General features: G+C 44.5%; 16 protein-coding genes and 1 tRNA gene. 10 read left to right on the top strand and 7 right to left on the bottom strand.

Features of this window, described 5'->3' with window-relative positions; genetic code table 11:
• Positions 1-3: 3 nt before the first annotated feature.
• Positions 4-1404 carry a pyruvate kinase gene (gene pyk / locus CLV27_RS04745; protein WP_132526345.1) on the bottom strand — a complete coding sequence of 467 codons (1401 nt, stop codon included), beginning with the start codon at positions 1402-1404 and terminating at the stop codon, positions 4-6.
• Positions 1405-1463: 59 nt separating this feature from the next.
• On the opposite strand from pyk, the gene thpR reads away from it, so the two are divergent.
• The 8 genes from thpR to CLV27_RS04705 are packed head-to-tail and all read left to right on the top strand — an operon-like array spanning position 1464 to position 8513.
• Positions 1464-2012: an RNA 2',3'-cyclic phosphodiesterase gene (gene thpR / locus CLV27_RS04740; protein WP_132526343.1), complete on the top strand. Its 549-nt coding sequence runs from the start codon at positions 1464-1466 to the stop codon at positions 2010-2012.
• Positions 2005-3159 (top strand): DUF445 family protein, encoded by a 1155-nt coding sequence (locus CLV27_RS04735; protein ID WP_132526341.1) that lies wholly within the window; start codon positions 2005-2007, stop codon positions 3157-3159. The genes thpR and CLV27_RS04735 overlap by 8 nt, the downstream gene beginning before the upstream one ends.
• Before the next feature lie 37 nt (positions 3160-3196).
• Positions 3197-4588: a phosphoglucomutase/phosphomannomutase family protein gene (locus tag CLV27_RS04730; RefSeq protein ID WP_132526339.1), complete on the top strand. Its 1392-nt coding sequence runs from the start codon at positions 3197-3199 to the stop codon at positions 4586-4588.
• 42 nt (positions 4589-4630) lie between these two features.
• Complete coding sequence (locus CLV27_RS04725) at positions 4631-5521, top strand: KaiC domain-containing protein (RefSeq protein ID WP_132526337.1); 891 nt, start codon at positions 4631-4633, stop codon at positions 5519-5521.
• A gap of 2 nt (positions 5522-5523) precedes the next feature.
• Positions 5524-5970 carry a TIGR00725 family protein gene (locus CLV27_RS04720; RefSeq protein ID WP_132526335.1) on the top strand — a complete coding sequence of 149 codons (447 nt, stop codon included), beginning with the start codon at positions 5524-5526 and terminating at the stop codon, positions 5968-5970.
• Positions 5924-7168: a tetratricopeptide repeat protein gene (locus tag CLV27_RS04715; protein ID WP_132526333.1), complete on the top strand. Its 1245-nt coding sequence runs from the start codon at positions 5924-5926 to the stop codon at positions 7166-7168. Before CLV27_RS04720 ends, CLV27_RS04715 begins: the two co-directional genes overlap by 47 nt.
• A gap of 32 nt (positions 7169-7200) precedes the next feature.
• The gene (locus CLV27_RS04710; RefSeq protein WP_165863683.1) at positions 7201-8010 is read left to right on the top strand and encodes a hypothetical protein; all 810 of its coding nucleotides are present in this window, start codon (positions 7201-7203) and stop codon (positions 8008-8010) included.
• Between the two features lie 2 nt (positions 8011-8012).
• A complete protein-coding gene (locus tag CLV27_RS04705) occupies positions 8013-8513 on the top strand; it encodes a shikimate kinase (RefSeq protein WP_243644877.1) in 501 nt (166 codons plus the stop codon).
• Here CLV27_RS04705 and CLV27_RS04700 read toward each other — a convergent pair.
• From CLV27_RS04700 to CLV27_RS04690, 3 genes are read right to left on the bottom strand one after another with little or no spacing between them, the layout of a single operon-like run.
• Positions 8490-9395: a lysylphosphatidylglycerol synthase transmembrane domain-containing protein gene (locus CLV27_RS04700; RefSeq protein ID WP_132526329.1), complete on the bottom strand. Its 906-nt coding sequence runs from the start codon at positions 9393-9395 to the stop codon at positions 8490-8492. The two genes, CLV27_RS04705 and CLV27_RS04700, sit on opposite strands and share 24 nt — an antisense overlap.
• Positions 9385-10347: a glycosyltransferase family 2 protein gene (locus CLV27_RS04695; protein ID WP_132526327.1), complete on the bottom strand. Its 963-nt coding sequence runs from the start codon at positions 10345-10347 to the stop codon at positions 9385-9387. Before CLV27_RS04695 ends, CLV27_RS04700 begins: the two co-directional genes overlap by 11 nt.
• Positions 10334-11890, bottom strand: a complete 1557-nt coding sequence (locus tag CLV27_RS04690) for an ArnT family glycosyltransferase (RefSeq protein ID WP_132526325.1) — start codon at positions 11888-11890, stop codon at positions 10334-10336. Before CLV27_RS04690 ends, CLV27_RS04695 begins: the two co-directional genes overlap by 14 nt.
• Positions 11891-11951: 61 nt before the next feature.
• On the opposite strand from CLV27_RS04690, the gene CLV27_RS04685 reads away from it, so the two are divergent.
• Positions 11952-12188, top strand: a complete 237-nt coding sequence (locus CLV27_RS04685; protein ID WP_132526323.1) for a hypothetical protein — start codon at positions 11952-11954, stop codon at positions 12186-12188.
• Positions 12178-13743 (top strand): ArnT family glycosyltransferase, encoded by a 1566-nt coding sequence (locus CLV27_RS04680; RefSeq protein ID WP_132526321.1) that lies wholly within the window; start codon positions 12178-12180, stop codon positions 13741-13743. Before CLV27_RS04685 ends, CLV27_RS04680 begins: the two co-directional genes overlap by 11 nt.
• On the opposite strand, the gene CLV27_RS04675 is transcribed toward CLV27_RS04680, so the two are convergent.
• The 3 genes from CLV27_RS04675 to CLV27_RS04665 form a co-directional block, all read right to left on the bottom strand.
• Positions 13665-14483, bottom strand: a complete 819-nt coding sequence (locus CLV27_RS04675; protein WP_132526319.1) for an SIR2 family NAD-dependent protein deacylase — start codon at positions 14481-14483, stop codon at positions 13665-13667. The genes CLV27_RS04680 and CLV27_RS04675 overlap by 79 nt on opposite strands.
• A 15-nt stretch (positions 14484-14498) precedes the next feature.
• The gene (locus tag CLV27_RS04670; protein WP_132526317.1) at positions 14499-16100 is read right to left on the bottom strand and encodes a DUF262 domain-containing protein; all 1602 of its coding nucleotides are present in this window, start codon (positions 16098-16100) and stop codon (positions 14499-14501) included.
• A gap of 22 nt (positions 16101-16122) precedes the next feature.
• Positions 16123-16209 (bottom strand) — tRNA-Leu (locus CLV27_RS04665).
• Positions 16210-16229 lie beyond the last annotated feature (20 nt).

Below are 16229 nucleotides of genomic sequence, written 5' to 3'. Positions count from 1 at the left end.
CCTCTAATTCACCGTAACCACTCTCATAAGGTTTGTCGTTCCGGGAACTCCGGAGGGAGCTCCAGCAAGGACGATTATCCTATCGCCCTTTTTGACAAAGCCTTTCATCTTGGCGACCTTGATTGACTCCTCAATTATCCTGTCTGTAGAGTTTGCAGGCGTTGTTAAGAGAGGAACAACTCCCCAGATGAGGTTTAGCCTTCGGAAAACTCTTGAATCGTGGGTAACGGCGTAGATTGGAACAGGAGGTCTGTACTTTGCTACGGCAATGGCTGTTGCTCCGGTCCTTGTAAATGGAACGATGGCCTTTACTTTTATCTCCCTTGATAGGTTACAGGCAGACTTTGCGAGTGAGTCCTGCAGTGTTTTTGCCGAGAAGTCAGCGTAACGCTTGTAAGGGTATATCTTTTCGGCTTCCATCGCTATCTTTGCCATGGTTCTTACTACCCTTACAGGGTACTTTCCGACTGCAGTTTCCTCTGAGAGCATAAGGGCGTCCGTTCCGTCAAGGACGGCGTTTGCGATGTCTGTGGCCTCTGCCCTTGTGGGGGTTGGGAGGTCAACCATTGACCTTAACATCTGGGTGGCAGTTATAACGGGTTTTCCGGCCTCGTTTGCCTTCCTGATTATCTGCTTCTGAATAACTGGGACTCTCTCTAAGGGGAGCTCCACTCCAAGGTCTCCCCGGGCAACCATTATTCCGTCTGCAGCAGCGATGATTGAGTCTATGTTCTTTACAGCCTCTGGCTTTTCTATTTTCGCTATGACTGGAATGTCCTTTCCTAAGGATTTAAGGAGCTCCTTTAGCTCTAAGACGTCTTCAGCCTTCCTGACAAAGGAAAGAGCAATGATGTCAACGCCGTTTTTAACGCCAAAGAGGACGTCTTCCTTATCCTTTTCTGTAAGTGCCGGAACGGAAAGATTTGAGTGAGGAAGGTTTACTCCCTTGTGGGATGTAAGAGGGCCTCCAACAATTACCTCGCAGATAATATCCCTGTTCTTAACCTCCCTGATTTTCAGCCTAAAAGTTCCGTCTGCAAGGAGTATCGTCTCCCCCTTTTTAACTTCCTTATGGAGGTGAGGGTAGTTAACAGTTATCTTCCCCTTCTTAGGCTCTCCCGTTGTAAGGGTGATTAAATCTCCCCTGTGAAGGTATAGAGGCTCTTTCTCTATCTTTCCAATTCTTATCTTTGGACCGCAAAGGTCCATCAGTATCGGTAAGGGACGTCCTACCTCCCTTTCTACTTTTCTAACGAGAGCTATTCTCTCTTTGTGTTCCTTGTGAGTTCCGTGGGACATGTTGAGCCTTACGACGTCAAGGCCAGCTTCAACCATCTTCTTTAGAACCTTTTCACTTGAGGAGGCAGGTCCAAGGGTTGCTACTATCTTTGTTCTCTTTTTCATTCTTTCTCCAAGTAAGGGTTTACAATAATTGTATCTCTTTTGGCAAAAGCGAGGAGAGCATGCCAAAAAAGAGGTTATTTATCGGAACTCTCACCTTTGTTTCAGGTCTTGAAGCTGTAAGGGAGGTCATAGACTCCCTTGGAATCACAGGAAAGTGGGTAGAGAGGGAAAACATCCACTTTACCTACCGTTTCCTTGGGGATGTTGACGAAGAGAAAATCCCAAGCATTGCGAGTATGTTAAAGGGAAAGCTAAGAGGAGTAAGAGCTCCCCTTGTTGAGTATAAGGGACTCGGCGTTTTCCCTTCCTTACGCTCTCCAAGAGTTTTGTGGGTTGGAATGAACTCTGAGGCTCTCTATGAGGTAAAGAGGAAGGTTGATATGGCTCTCTTACCCTTTGGTTTCCCTCTTGAAGAGCGTTTTACTCCTCACCTTACTCTTTTGAGAATAAAGAAACTCAGACACCAGACAAAATTTAAGAACTACCTTTTTAAGATGAGAGAGCACCTCTTTGAGAGGAAGCTGGAGGCAAAGGTTTGTCTTATTGAGAGTAAGCTGACCCCACAGGGGCCTATATACTCAGTTCTGGAGGAAATACTCCTTGATTGAACTTTTAGTCCCGCCAACTTTTGGAGCTCTAATCGGCTACTTCACAAACTACGTTGCTATAAAGATGCTCTTTAGGCCTCTTAAACCATACTACATCTTTGGAAAGAGAGTTCCCTTTACGCCGGGACTCATTCCATCAAAAAGGGAGAAGCTCGCCGAGGCCATAGCGAAGGTGGTTAAAGAAAACCTCTTAACAGAAGAAGTTATAAGGAAGCGTCTAAATGAGGAGAAGATAAGGCAGAGTTTAGAAACCTTAGTATCTAAGTTCATTGACGAGCTCCTTTTAAAGGGGGATGACTACCTTGAGGAGTTCGTAGGGAGCGTGGGCGACGAGGAGATTGGAAAACTTTTGGACTTTAAAGCAGTTGAAAAGAGTTTAGAGCCCGCCATTGAGGGATTGGTCAAAAGCCTTAACGGAAAGAGCCTTGAGGAGCTCCTTCCACCACATTTGAGGAAAAAGTTTTTAACCTTCATTGATGAGAAAACGGAGGAGGTTACTAAAGAGCTCCTTAAGGCTTCAAAGAGCCTTGAGTTTAGAGACCTTCTATTCAGTAGCGTTAAAAGCGGGGTGGAAAGATTAAAAGCTTATGTTCCAATAATTAGCGATAAGTTTGTTGATAATGTTTCTGAAAAGCTCTCCCATCAGCTATTAAAGCTAATTGAGGAAGCAGCAAAGAGTGAGGAGCTAAGGTTTAAGCTCTCTAAGTTTATCTGGGTGGAGCTTTCAAAACTCCTGTCTAAACCCATAGACCTTTCGGGGGAAAGGGGAGAAAACGTTAAGCTCGTCATAAGGGAAGTGGCCGTATCGGTTTTAGATAAGGTAAAACAAAAACGGCTCTCAGAGGTTACAAAGGAAAGATTGGTTTTAGAAATACTCTCTGCCTTAAAGGAGCTCTTAAGGAAGAAGAAAGAAAGTCTATCCAAACTTATAGCCGACAGGCTACTTAAGATAATAGAGGTGGAGCTCCCTGTAATCTTGGAATCCATAAACCTTGAATCTCTCGTAAAGGAAAGAGTTAATTCCCTCCCTATAGAAGAGGTTGAGGAGATAGTTCTTAGGCTGATAAGGGAGGAGCTCCGCTACATAACCCTCCTTGGCGGGGTTCTTGGCTTTCTCATAGGACTTTCTCAGCTTTTTATCCAATAATTTGGATATAATTGCTAAAAAAAAGTGTGGAGGGAGAATGGCTAAGATTAAGTTTGGAACTGACGGATGGCGAGGAGTTATTTCAAGGGAGTTTACTTTTGAGAACCTAAAAAAAGTAACTCTCGCCCACGGGAAAGTACTAAAGGAAAAAGGAGCTAAGAGGGTAGTTGTTGGATACGACTTGAGGTTTTTATCTGAAGAGTACGGAAAGTTTGTAGCTGGGATATTGGCAGGGATGGGGTTTGAAGTTGTTCTTGCGGAAGAGTTCCTTCCAACGCCAGCTATTTCTTACGTTACAAAGTATCAAAACTTTGACAACGGCGTTATGATTACGGCTTCCCACAACCCCGGAAAGTACAACGGCTACAAGATAAAAGAGTCCTTTGGTGGGGCAGCAAGGACGGAGTTCACAAAGGAGATTGAGGCAAAACTACCCGAAGTTGAGGGCGTAGAGCCTACCTTCGGCGAGTTTAAAGAAGAAGACCTTAAAACCCCCTACGTTGAAGGTGTTAGAAGCCAGTTAGAGCTCTCCCTCTTTAAGGAGAAAGAAGTCACAATCGTTCACGACCCCATGTACGGCGCTCAGCAGAATCTCATGCCGAGAGCTCTAAGGGGAACAAAAGCTTCTGTTGTGGAGATTCACGCATACCGCGATCCTCTCTTTGGAGGGAAGCACCCAGAGCCCATAGTTGAAAAGAACATTACAGCCCTTATGGAGAAGGTTAGGGCGGTAAAGGCAGACATTGGAATAGCCAACGATGGGGACGGCGATAGGGTAGGTCTGGTGGATGAAAAAGGGAACTTCGTTAACTCACAAATTGCCTTTGCTTTAACCCTTCTCCACGTTCTTAGGAACAAAGGCAAAAGAGGTGGAATGGTCGTAAAGACCGTTTCAACTGGCTACTTGGTGGATAGGATTTGTAGGCAGGAGGGTATAGAGCTTAAAGAAGTTCCTGTGGGCTTTAAGAACATTTCAGAGGTTGCACTAAAGGAGAAAGTTCTCTTTGGTGGTGAGGAAAGTGGTGGATACGCCATAATGGACTACCTCCCCGAAAGGGATGGACTCTTAATGGGTCTTTTAGTAGTTGAAAAGATGCTTGCGGAAGGAAAGACCGTTTCCCAGATGGTTGAGGAGCTCTTTAAGGAGTTTGGAACGGCTTACTATAAGAGGATGGACTTACCGGTTACAGAGAAGGAGAGGAAGACGCTTGAAACTCTAAAGGAAAATCCGCCGGAAAAGTGGAAGGGCCTTAAAGTTGACAGGGTTCTCACAATAGACGGCCTGAAAATAATCTTTGAGGACGACTCTTGGATTCTCTTTAGGCCTTCTGGAACAGAGCCAGTATTTAGAGTCTACGCCGAGACTCCAGAAAGAGAAAGGACAGAGGAACTCCTTTCTTGGGGCGTTTCTCTTGTTAGGGGTGAGTGATTTTGTTAATATGGTTTTTTGAGCCGATTTGTGGAGGAAAGTATGTCTGACTATCAGTTTCAGGATAGACAGCCTCAGGTAATGAAAGATTACATTTACGTACTTGGAGAGGCCATAAAGAGAGCTCCGGAGCTCCGGGGAGTTCCTACCGGCGTTAAGGGGCTTGACGAGCTCTTCTTTAAGGTTGAGTGGGAGGATGGAAAACCTGTCAGGAAACCTCTTGGGGGAATTCCTGAATATGCCGTTGTAAACCTTACCGGAATGCCTGATACCGGAAAGAGCCTCATAGCCGAGCAGTTTACGATAAAGCAGGCGTCAATGGGGCAAAAGGTCTGCTTTGTAACTGTTGAAAGCCCTGCCTCTTTTGTTGCTGCCGGTTTAAAGGAGAGAGCTACAGCAATGGGAGTTAACTTTGAGGAGATTGAGGACAACATCATCCTCATAGACGCTGCAAGCAACGCAAGGCTAAGGGACGACATACCCACAATGCTTGACACCCTTGCCTACGTCTACAGGACCTACAAGTGCCACAGGACAATCATAGACTCTATAACGGGACTCTACGAAGCGAAAGAGATGCTTGCCCGCTCAATCGTAAGGGCCTTCTTCAACTTCATGAAGAAGTGGTATCAAACGGCAATCTTTGTCTCCCAGAAGAGGAGTGGACACGATGAGCTATCTGCTGAAGCTGCCGGTGGCTACGCCGTTGGTCACATTGTAGACTGCACTATAGTCCTCTCAAAGGAGGTTCTCCTTTCTCCTTCAAGGGCAAAGGCCTTTAAGAAGGACTTAGGGGATATCCTGCGGCTTTTCAGGATTGACGGGTGCCGTATGTGCGGACACGATACGAAAATCCACCTTATGGAAATAACGGAGCTGGGACTTGTTGAGGTAAAAGAACCCCTGACGGAATACCTGAAGACAAGGGGCTAACGGTGGAGACGGTTTCCGTCATAGGGGACGGAAATGTTTTAAGTAGCAGTGAGCTTTACCAGACAGCCGTTGAGGTTGGAAGGATTATTGCAGAAAAGGGGTACGTTCTGGTCTGTGGGGGACTTTACGGCGTAATGGAGGGAGCGGCAAAAGGAGCTAAAGAAGCCGGTGGAATAACGGTTGGAATCTTACCGGAGTATAGCTCAGTGGCCAATCCCTACATAGACATAGAAATCCCGACGGGGATGGGACAGGCAAGAAACGTTTTAGTTGTCTCATCTTCTGAGGTTGTTGTTGCCTTGGGTGGGAACTACGGAACTTTGAGTGAAATAGCTCACGCCCTCAAGCTCGGGAAGCGGGTGTTAGGATACAAGACTTGGAAAATAGAAGGGATTGACTACTATGAGGATAGGGAAGGTTTTATTAGTACTCTTCTTCGTTCTCTTTAGCGTTACGGCGAAGGGAGAGCCTTTAAACTCTCTGCTCCTTAAGCTTGAGTCCGATATTCGGGCAAAGAAGAACACCGCTGTTATTGAGAAAGATGTAAAGAAGATATTAGACGCCAAAGAACACCTTCCGGTTAATTACGTTCCAGAGCTTAACTACCTTCTTGGCAGGGAAGTAGAAAAGGTTCCTCCTACGAGTCTTTCAAGGATCAAGGAGGGGCTCTACTACTTTAGTCAGCTTTCAAGGGCTATTTACGCAGTGCTTTTCCTTGTTGTTTTTTATACGTTTCTCTTCTACTTTCAGCAGGTTGAAGGTTCTGGGAGGAAGAAGTTACTCCTGACCTTTACCTCACTCGTTGTTCCAGTTGTCTCTCTCTTTGTTGGTGGCGTTTCTCTTTTCCTTTTCTCTGCCTCTGTAGCGGTTCTGCTTAATTTCAGGGTAGAGAAGAAAAAGACGGCAGTTGCTACTTTTTTATGCATCCTTTTTATCTTCCTCTATCACGCCTTTGAAAAGAACGCCATTTCTTACCTTAAGAGTCCTAAAACTCTCTATAGTCTTAAAGTAGAAAGGGACGGCTACGTACCGGAGTACCTTATAGATCTTGCCCTTGAAGGAGAGTTAGCGAAGAAGGTGGAAAAAGCGAGCAACCTTTTAGCTGTTGGTGACTTTAAAGCTGCGGATACTTTAAAAAAACTGAAAGATACCGTTTCCGATTCAAAGCTTAAAGCTGTTATTCTCAATAACCTTGGTTACTACTACTTTATGAAAGGCAAGTATAAACTCGCAGAGAATTACTTCTCTGCTTCCCTAAGGTTGGACCCTTCTCCGTTTACAAAGTATAACCTCTACTTAGCCTACTCCGCTCTCTTGGAAGTTAATAAGGCGGCCGAGCTAAAGAATGAACTTGAAAAGGATGAATTCTTCTTTATGAAGGCGGTACCGCTTGTGATTCACGTTCCAGTTCCTTCCTACGGTTTCTACTTCCCGCTAAAGGAGCTGTTTATTGCGCTCTTGGGAGCAGCTCTCGGAGCCCTGATTATTCAGTTTCTCCCTGTTCGCTTAGGCTCTTATGAGCCTCAACTTTTGAGAATTCCGGGAATTACCAGCTACATAAACGGAAGTTTAACCTTCTTTGTGGCTGTCTTTGTTCTTGTTTTAGTAGCAAATTACATTCTGGGTAGGACAGTATGCAGTATCTAAAGGGGAAGCTATCGGAGCCTCAAGATTTTTCAATGCTTTTGGACGTTCTGAAAGAGAAGGGAACCACAGGTAGGATAACCGTTACGCTTCCCTACGGTGTTGATGAGCTAACTTTGTGTTACGATGGTTCTGTGGTTCACGTGAGAGCTCTTGAGGAACTCCCTCCCGATTTCGCTGTAAAGAGGTTTGTTGAGAGGTGGGTTCTTTCCGGAACCCGTCCTGTATTTGAGCTCTACGAGGCGGATGACTGCTCAGAGGATTATGGTGGTACTCTCTCTGAAGAGGAGTTGTTAGGGATAGTGGGAGACCCTCACCTCAAGTCTATAAAGAAGCTTCCGGAGAGCTTCATCATAAAGTTTATGGACGCTTCTAAGTTCCCGCCGGCTCTTGTAAGTTACTGGACGGCTAAAAAGCCGGTGATGAAAGTAGACCTTCACAGGTTGGGAATCTCCATAGCTGATTTCCTGAAGCTGATGGAAGAGGGAGCTATAGAAATAGAGCCCTACGATTATCAGGAAGCAATACCGCTGAAGGCGAGAATACTGGTAATCCTTCTGCTTGTCCTGTCACTCCTTTACCTCTTTCTCCCTGTTAATCTCCTAAGGTTTACGGATATAAAGCTTTTAGAGGCCTTAAACTGGGCCATGAAGGAAAAAGTTCTTGATGAGGAGGTAGACAGGAGGGAGCTCCCCGTTACTGACTGTTTGGGCAAGAACGTGTGGCTGATAGAGGACGCTGTCGTGAGTCCCGGTCTTGATGGACAGCTTGGCACTGAAGACGATAAGAAAAAATCCCTACCAAAATCGGGCTATAAGCCGTTCTTTGCCCTTCCAGTGAGGTAGTTGTGAAGATTGCCCTTGTAGGCTTTATGGGTAGCGGAAAATCAACTGTAGGAAAGCTTCTTTCTGAGCATTTGCGCGTTCCTCTGATTGATACCGATGCAGAGATAGAGAAAAGGACAGGAATGAGCATTCCTGAAATATTTAAGAAAAAGGGAGAGGAGTATTTTAGAGAGTTAGAAAGACTTTTAATTGAGGAGCTCCTGTCGCTTCCCCAGCAGTCAGTAATTTCAACAGGCGGAGGACTTCCTACTTACTTTAACAATATGGAGCTCTTGAACCAAAAGGCTTTTACCGTTTACCTTGAGGCGGACTTTGAAGTACTCTGGCAGAGAATTTCAGAGGACAAAAACAGGCCTCTTGTTTTGCTGGGGAAGGAGAGGGTAAGGGAGCTTTTTGAGAAAAGGCGTCCTTTTTACGAGAGGGCAAAGCTGCGGGTAAAAACCGACGTAAATTCTCCGGAAGCTTGCGTAGAGGAAATTCTAAGCTCCCTGTCTTTTCTTTAGCCTAAAGCTTAAAAAGCTCCACCCTAAGGCCGCCAATACGGCGGACATAAGAAGTAAAAGTAAATGGAAGTAAAAGGCTACCGTTAAGGCGCGGTCTGTTTTAATTCCAAGTAAAGCAAAACCTCCGGTAAGGCCTGCTTCATAAGTTCCAAAGCCCCCTATGCTGTGAACTGGTAGGATGCTGGTGAGTTCCCCGAAAGTTGATGCAAAAGTGGTCTGGAAGAAAGAGAGCTCCACTCCTCCAGCTTTCAGTATGAAGAAGAAGGAGATAAACTTGAAAAGCCACGTAAGAAGGGAAAAAGCAGAAAGACGCAAGAGGTTAGAGGGAGAAACAAAACCTTGAAGGAAGGAAAAAACCATTCCTACTACGGAAAACTTGTCCTTTAGCTTTTTAAGCAGTTTAGCTCCTACAAAGAGAGCTCCTAAAAGTGCTACTGAGATTAAAAGGGGAATCCAGAGGAGCTCTGTTTTTTGCGTTGCAACGACAAAGGCTGAGATGGAGAAGAGGAGTGATAGTGATAGGACGTCAAGAACCCTTACAAGCAGTAAAGCAACTGATGATATTGCGGCGTCAACTCCAAAAAGTTTTTTTAGGATTATGGGAAATGATGCCTCTCCAGAGCGAAAGGGGAGGAGATTGTTAAAGAAGGTGTGAACTCCCATAACGGCTGAAAGTTCTGACACTGGGATACTTGGAAACATAACCGAAAACCTTAGAGCTCTAAATATGTAGGTGGAGGTGTAAAAGAGAAGGGAGAGGATGAGGTACTCAGGACGCAGAGCGGAGAATATCTCCTTCAGCTTCCAGAATACGCCGTACTTAAAGAGGAAGTAGAGAAAAATAACTGCAACTGCAACGGGAATAAAATGTTTAATCCTCAACGTTTATTACTCTCCTTATAACGTAGGGAGTTTTATCCTGAGATTCGTAGTAGATTCTCATGAGTATCTCGCTGATTATTCCTGTTGTGAACATCTGAAGGCCGGAGAGTATAAAGAGAACAGAAATGGTAAGCAGAGGCCTACCGCCTATGGAGTGTCCTGTAAGTTTTAGTCCAATCAGGTAGATGAAGGGTATAAAACCGACCGTGAAGAGGATTAGACCGAGAATTCCAAAGAAGTGTATGGGTTTCTGCATAAATTTCTTTAAGAACCAGATAAAAAATAGGTCTGAAAGAACCTTAAAGGTCCTTGAAATGCCGTACTTTGACTTTCCAAACCTTCTTGGACGGTGGTTTACTGGAATCTCTATGATTTTATCCACGCAGGTAACCGTTGAGGCAAGGGCTGGGATAAAGCGGTGGAGCTCTCCGTAAAGCCTTACCCTCTTTATAACGTCGCTTCTGTAAGCCTTGAGTGTACAACCGTAGTCGTGGATTCTAACGCCGGTAATCTTTCCTATGAGCCAGTTGGCTATTTTTGACGGCAGTTTCCGCGATATGGCCGCATCCTTCCTGTTTTTCCTCCAGCCACTAACTACGTCGTATCCCTCCTTTATCTTTTCAAGAAGCCTCGGTATATCCTTAGGGTCGTTCTGGAGGTCTCCATCCATCGTTATAATGACGTCGCCTGAGGCTATGTCCATACCGGCCATCATTGCAGAGGTCTGTCCGTAGTTTCTGGCAAACTCTATGACCTTAACTTTTCTGTCTTTCTTTGCAATTTCCTCAAGTACTTCACCCGTTCTGTCCCTGCTACCATCGTTAACGAAGATGATTTCATAGTCGTAGGGGAGCTCTTCCAGCACCTCTTTGAGCTCTTTGTAGAGGAGAGGGACGTTTTCCTCCTCGTTGTAAACTGGTATGACTACTGATAGTTTTTTAACCGTTTCCATTTAACTTTTCCTCCGAAACGTTGGAGATAACTACGATGCTGTGTTTAGTTATGAGCTCCTTCTTTTTATCCCAAACGTAGTACTTAGTTCCCTTTAGATGCTTTAGCCTGTTTTCCCTTGTAACGATGACTACCGGTTTATCACCTGAAAGAAGTTCTTTCGCCTTCTTGGGGTTAATGCTTTCAAGCTTACCCTTTCTAAAGTAGTAAACGATTTCTGGGCTTGTGTAGTCAAAGAAGAAAAAGCGGAGCTCTGGATGTTTTTCGGCGATTTCCCTAATCTCCTTACCGACTGCCGGCTTTGCCCTTAAATCCTCAAGGGAGGGTAGCGTTACCCACTTAAAGAGAATCATCGTTCCTACAAAGGATGTGAGTAAAAAGCGGTAGTCCTTCCTTTTGAGGGAGAGGAGAGCTCCCAAAAGGGCCGGCAGAAGGGCGATGAGTCCTACCGGTTTCCATCCTTTGTAGACAAAAAATCCTACTGCTCCAACCGTTAGAAGCAGGAAAATGCCGGTAGTGATTAGGTAGGGAAGCTTATCTTTGTACTTCCTCACGTACCACGTAACTATTACTGCAAAGGCTGGAAATGATGGGAGAAGGTAGTGGGCAAGTTTTGTGTGGGCTATCTGGAAGAAGATAACTACCGTAAAGAACCACACTGCTACAAAGCTAAACACCTCATCCGTTACGTTTAACTTCTCCTTCCAGAGTTTATATACGGCAAAGGGGAAGAAGAAGCTAAAGGGTAAGAATAGCCAGAAGTAGTTTGCCAAGTAGTACCACCACTCCGTTGGGTGTCCCGGAACTTTTGATGTAAAGCGGTGGATGTTGTGGAATATGATGAAGTCCTTAAAGAACTGGTAGCCATGTTTTTTTAGGATTGCCACGTACCATGGAGCTACGATTAGAAGGTAAACGGCAAATCCCTTAAACCACGGTATTTCCTTGAGGGTTCTGATTAAATCTCTCCGTAGAATGAGGTAAATGATGGCTATAAGTCCCGGAAGCGCCAGTCCAACGGGTCCTTTTGTAAGGGTTGCAAGTCCTGAGGAAGCAAAGGCAAGGATGTAGAACTTCTCACTCTTCCTGTGGTAACCTTCAAAGAAGAAGACTAAGCTTGCAGTCATAAATAGGGTAAGTAGGGCGTCGGGCATTGCAACAGAGGCCATAACGATAAAGTCAAGGAGGGAGAGGAGAGCTAAGGATGCCCAGAAGGCAAAGTCTTTTCCTTTGTGTCGCGACAGCCACCAGAAGAGTAGGAGGACGGTTAAGAGGCCAGCAAGGGAGACAAAAAACCTTCCTCCAAACTCGTTTAATCCAAATAGTTTATAGCCAAGGACTATAAGCCAGTAAACGAGAACGGGTTTATCAAACCTGTACTCGTAGTTGTAGTAGGGAGTGATGTAGTCTCCACTCTCTATCATCTCCCGTGCTGCCTCTAAGTATTTAGGCTCATCTTTGTCAAAAGCAGAGTAGAGGCCGTTTGGCAGCACGAGAAGTAGGAAGGAGATAACGACAAGAATCCAGAACTTCTTATCTTTCATACTGTCCTACTCTCAAGATGTTGCAAGTTGAAGTATAACAGAGAATAGGGAGGTGGCTAAGATGTACAAGAGAATTTTAAAGTGTTCCGTTTGCGGAAACGTTGGGGAGTTTACCTACATAGGTTCAAGGGACGTCAACAAGAAAGGGGATGTTTCGGATATAATCGGGGAGCTGAGTATGTGGATAAGCTACTTTAGGTGTCCAGAGTGTAATTCTGTTGAAGTGGAGTTTCACCCCGTTGGGGAAGAGCCAGACATTCCAGAAGAGTTCTTTAAAGAGGTAACGGATGGAGAGTAGGGACTTTAGGTGGTTTCTTTTCTTTCTCCTTTTTGCACTATCAATAAATATTGGAACGCTTACCCTTTACCACGAAGAACCGAGGAGAGGAATAGTTACGTTTGAGATGTTAAAAACGGGGGATTTCCTCCAGCCTACTGTCCTCGGGGAACCCTACTATAAAAAGCCCCCCTTCCATAACTGGATTCTCTCGCTTTCTGCTATGGCCTTTGGCTCTGTATCTGAAGTAGCTCTAAGGTTCCCGTCCGTCCTTTCCGTTCTCCTGACTTCACTGCTTGTCTTCTGGTTTACTGGGAGGTTTTTTGACAGGAGGAGGGCTCTCCTTTCCTCCCTCATATTCTCCACCTTTTACATAGTCCTCTTTGGCTACGGAAGTAAGTGTGAGCCCGACACCCTCTTTACGCTATTGGTATCCTCTTCCATACTCTTCTGGTTTTACCTGATGGAAAGGGGGAGGGAGCTCCCTGCTTGGATAGTTGGGTACTTTTTAACTTCCCTTGCAGCCCTAACTAAGGGACTTCCGGCAGTTCACTTCTTCCTGATTTCGGTTGGAGTTTACTTCTTCATAAGTGGAAATTTCAGGAGGCTTTTCTCCTTTAACCATTTCCTCGGCCTTACTGTCGGCCTTTTGCCTTTTGTAGGGTGGCTCTTTTCGGTAAAGACGGAGCAGGCGGTTGCAACTCTTCTTTCTGAGGTTGTTTCCCGTTCGCCGGGACACTTTGATGCCGTAAAGACCTTAAAGCGTTACATCTCTTTTCCCTTCCGTTTTGTTGGGGCGACTTTCCCTTGGTCACTGGTCTTTATTTACTACTTCATTAAAGGAAGGATAAATCCTTCAGAGAGCTTAAATGACAGAACCATTCGTTTTCTGCTCCTTTCCTTTTTCCTTAACCTTCTCGTCTACTGGATATTTCCCGGCTCAAGGCTAAGATACGTAATGCCTATTCTCCCTCTGCTAGCCGTTCTTTTGGCCGTGTGGATAGGGGAAATTCGCTTTGTCCACAAGAGGGCTAAGGATATCTTGAGGTTTACTCTGGAGCTCCTTGTTCCCATCGGGATAGTGGCCGGAGTTGTCGCAACCCATAACCCTTCTTTCATACTAAAACAGACGATTCTCTTTCTAATTTTTGCATACCTCTTCTACTTCTTCTTTATGCCGAGGATTAACTACACTCCGGTTGTAGTTTTATTTGCCCTCCTGATGTTGCTTTTAAGGGGATTTTACAGCTCCTACTACGTTTCAGTTGCCGAGTATAAGTATCCACCTGTAAGGGAAGTTGCAAAAGAAATTGCTGAGCTAACGAAAGACCACCAACTCTACACGAAGACAAAGTACCTTCAGCTCTGTTTTTACGTTGAAAAGTATAGGGATAGAATCCTTCCCTTCTCTAAAAATCCCCCGAAAGATTCCCTATTCTTAAGCAGTAGAAAAGAGGGAAATGTTCTTAAAGAGTTCCCCTTAGGGAAGCATAAGTTCTACCTCTGCTCTTTTAGCCTTAAAAGTATTTCAGATAGAACCTCAGAGGAGGGAGCTCTAAAGACGAAGTTGCAGTAAGAGGAGATAGGGGTTTCTTCAGGGTTTATCTCCACTAAGAGAGCTCCAGACCTTTTCGCTATTAGTGGTAGGGAGGCTGCCGGCTGGACGAGGGCAGAAGTTCCAACGGAGAAGAACACGTCACAGCTTTCAGAAGCCCTGTAAGCCTTAGACAGGGCAGTTTCTGGTAAACTCTCTCCGAACCAGACAACTCCCGGGCCTATAAGGTCTCCACAGACTAAGCACTCAGGGAGCTCCTCTTCTCTAAGGCCGTTGAGTATCCTCTCTTTGAACTCGTCCTCAGAGAGTTTCCTGAGGTAGTTCTTATCGGCTAAGGGGAAGATACTGGAGAGCTCTTCTTCACTGTAGCGCTTACCGCAGGAGCGACACTTTCCCTCAAAGATGTTCCCGTGGAGCTCTACAAGCTTTTTAGAGCCTGCTCTCCTGTGAAGGCCGTCAACGTTCTGGGTTATGAGGAGGAAGTTAGGGAAGAGCTCTTCCATCTCAGCTATTGCCCTGTGGCCGGTGTTTGGCTCTGCTAAAGCGATAAGTCTCATCCTCCAGAGGTACCACTTCCACACCTTTAGAGGGTCTTCCCTGAAGGCGTAAAGGGTGGCGAGCTCCGTCGGGTCGTACTTGTTCCAGAGCCCGTCCTTTCCCCTAAAAGTAGGAATCCCACTTTCAGCACTTACTCCAGCGCCGGTGAAGATGGAAACGTTTTTTGAACGTTGGAGTGCAATAATCAGTTTGGAGACTTCCATTGTATACAGTTAACCTCATTGGGTAATTTCAGAAATTTTCTCTAGAATCGCTTTTTTTCGCTTTTCCAAGAAGGATTCTATGTTATCACTTAATAAGTCATCTATCGCGTCTGCAGGGATAAGGTGAGTTGCGAGTATTTCTTTAAGTTTCTCTTTTCCGTATTCTTCTATTCGCTTTTCAAAATAAAGAGAAGGAGGCTTGTTCCCTTTGGAAGCGTTTGTAGTTATTAATGTTCGGTTATATACAAAGTTAACCTTGTTTGTTTTAAATTTTGATTTTGGAAAAATGTGATCGTCTTGAACTTTTTCTTGATTAAACTGTGGAGGTTGTCCTGTTTGGAAATCAAGAGCTCCACTCAAAGTTATTAAGTTCATTACTCCCCTATACGTTGCAGAACTTTGTTTGTTTACGTCTAAATCTACATCTGATATGTTAAACTTGTTCACGAAAGATGGTATTTTTGAATCGTCTTCAATCCATTCTATAAGAGCTTTATAATCTTTAAAAGATGTAGTATTGGCACCTTGGTCATACCGATTTGTAAATACGGAGATCCAATACCATTTATCAATTTTGGCATAGTTCTTGGGATTTTCCTTACCTCGTGATTCAAGGTAGTGAATAAGTGCTGCTAATGGTACAATCATTGGAGTATAAGGAACCCATTTGGAAAAGTCAAAAGCACCATATCCATCTCTTATGTCTGTAATTCTTTCGTATGCTTTTTGAAGACTTTTTACTGCTTTGTCCCAGTCATCTTCAAAGTTTTCGTGATTAAGAGAAAGTATTTCTTTGGCCTTTAGTTCACGTCCACGGATTAGTGCTATTGTTCTTAAAATGTATTCCTCTTTTACGTTAGACGCGAACTCGTATCTGTCTTTGGTTTCTTTAAGGAGTCTCCTAAGATTTATGTCATGTTTATAAAGGCGAGCGGAAAGGAGGTCAAAAATTGACAAAGGTTTTCCTATTCTATTTATTCTTTCAAAGGTTTCTGCTATCTTATCTAATTGTGTATTTCGCCGTAACTTAATAATGTGAATTGGACGCTTAAGAAATTTGTCAACTAGCTCATATATTTCGCTAAATCGGGGATGATCTTTAAATCGTTTAAGTATTTCCTTTCTATCTTTCACCAGCTTAAAGGGTATGATAAGCTCTTTTTCTTCTAATTCTCCAAGTTTCCTCCTGTCGCTTTTTGATACTCCAATTACTGCCTCGTTCCATTCCTCGTTTAAAGCTTTTTCCAAATCAAGGAAATAGAAATAGGGATTTTTTCTTCCTTTCAAAGGTATGTTAGGTTCGTATAAGGCATAAAATATAGCTGTTGTTCGTTGCTGTCCATCCAATATAATTTTAATAAGCGATTGTACTTCAATATTTTCATTAACTTCTTTTGCTCCCTCTATAAACCTCAACGCAAACGGAGCATCTTCTCTGACGGTTTCTAGAATAAGCATCGTTCCAATAAAGTATCCACCTAAAAGGGAAACTAAAAGCTCCCTGACTTCTTCAGGTTCCCATGTAAAAGAACGTTGAAAATCAGGAAGAACAATTTCTCCTCTTAGAACCCCGTTTACTAGTTCTTCTACGCTTATTGTTCCCCCTTCTTCAACCATTTATTACCTCCTTTGGTCTTGATGGTGCCCGGGGCGGGATTTGAACCCGCACGGGCGAAAGCCCACAGGATCCTGAGTCCTGCGCGTCTGCCAATTCCGCCACCCGGGCACTTTAAGCGAGGGGGGATT

This window comes from Phorcysia thermohydrogeniphila (assembly GCF_004339575.1).
GTDB classification, from domain to species: Bacteria; Aquificota; Aquificia; order Desulfurobacteriales; family Desulfurobacteriaceae; genus Phorcysia; species Phorcysia thermohydrogeniphila.
This window is presented reverse-complemented; position numbering and strand designations above follow the sequence as displayed.

What these genes read in the sequence shown, in the direction of transcription:
- CLV27_RS04710 (WP_165863683.1), top strand. Translation starts at nt 7,201, where the DNA reads ATGCTTTTGGACGTTCTGAAAGAGAAGGGAACCACAGGTAGGATAACC.
- CLV27_RS04685 (WP_132526323.1), top strand. Translation starts at nt 11,952, where the DNA reads ATGTACAAGAGAATTTTAAAGTGTTCCGTTTGCGGAAACGTTGGGGAG.
- CLV27_RS04690 (WP_132526325.1), bottom strand. Translation starts at nt 11,890, where the DNA reads ATGAAAGATAAGAAGTTCTGGATTCTTGTCGTTATCTCCTTCCTACTT.
- CLV27_RS04725 (WP_132526337.1), top strand. Translation starts at nt 4,631, where the DNA reads ATGTCTGACTATCAGTTTCAGGATAGACAGCCTCAGGTAATGAAAGAT.
- CLV27_RS04670 (WP_132526317.1), bottom strand. Translation starts at nt 16,100, where the DNA reads ATGGTTGAAGAAGGGGGAACAATAAGCGTAGAAGAACTAGTAAACGGG.
- thpR (WP_132526343.1), top strand. Translation starts at nt 1,464, where the DNA reads ATGCCAAAAAAGAGGTTATTTATCGGAACTCTCACCTTTGTTTCAGGT.
- CLV27_RS04675 (WP_132526319.1), bottom strand. Translation starts at nt 14,483, where the DNA reads ATGGAAGTCTCCAAACTGATTATTGCACTCCAACGTTCAAAAAACGTT.
- pyk (WP_132526345.1), bottom strand. Translation starts at nt 1,404, where the DNA reads ATGAAAAAGAGAACAAAGATAGTAGCAACCCTTGGACCTGCCTCCTCA.
- CLV27_RS04680 (WP_132526321.1), top strand. Translation starts at nt 12,178, where the DNA reads ATGGAGAGTAGGGACTTTAGGTGGTTTCTTTTCTTTCTCCTTTTTGCA.
- CLV27_RS04730 (WP_132526339.1), top strand. Translation starts at nt 3,197, where the DNA reads ATGGCTAAGATTAAGTTTGGAACTGACGGATGGCGAGGAGTTATTTCA.
- CLV27_RS04715 (WP_132526333.1), top strand. Translation starts at nt 5,924, where the DNA reads ATGAGGATAGGGAAGGTTTTATTAGTACTCTTCTTCGTTCTCTTTAGC.
- CLV27_RS04695 (WP_132526327.1), bottom strand. Translation starts at nt 10,347, where the DNA reads ATGGAAACGGTTAAAAAACTATCAGTAGTCATACCAGTTTACAACGAG.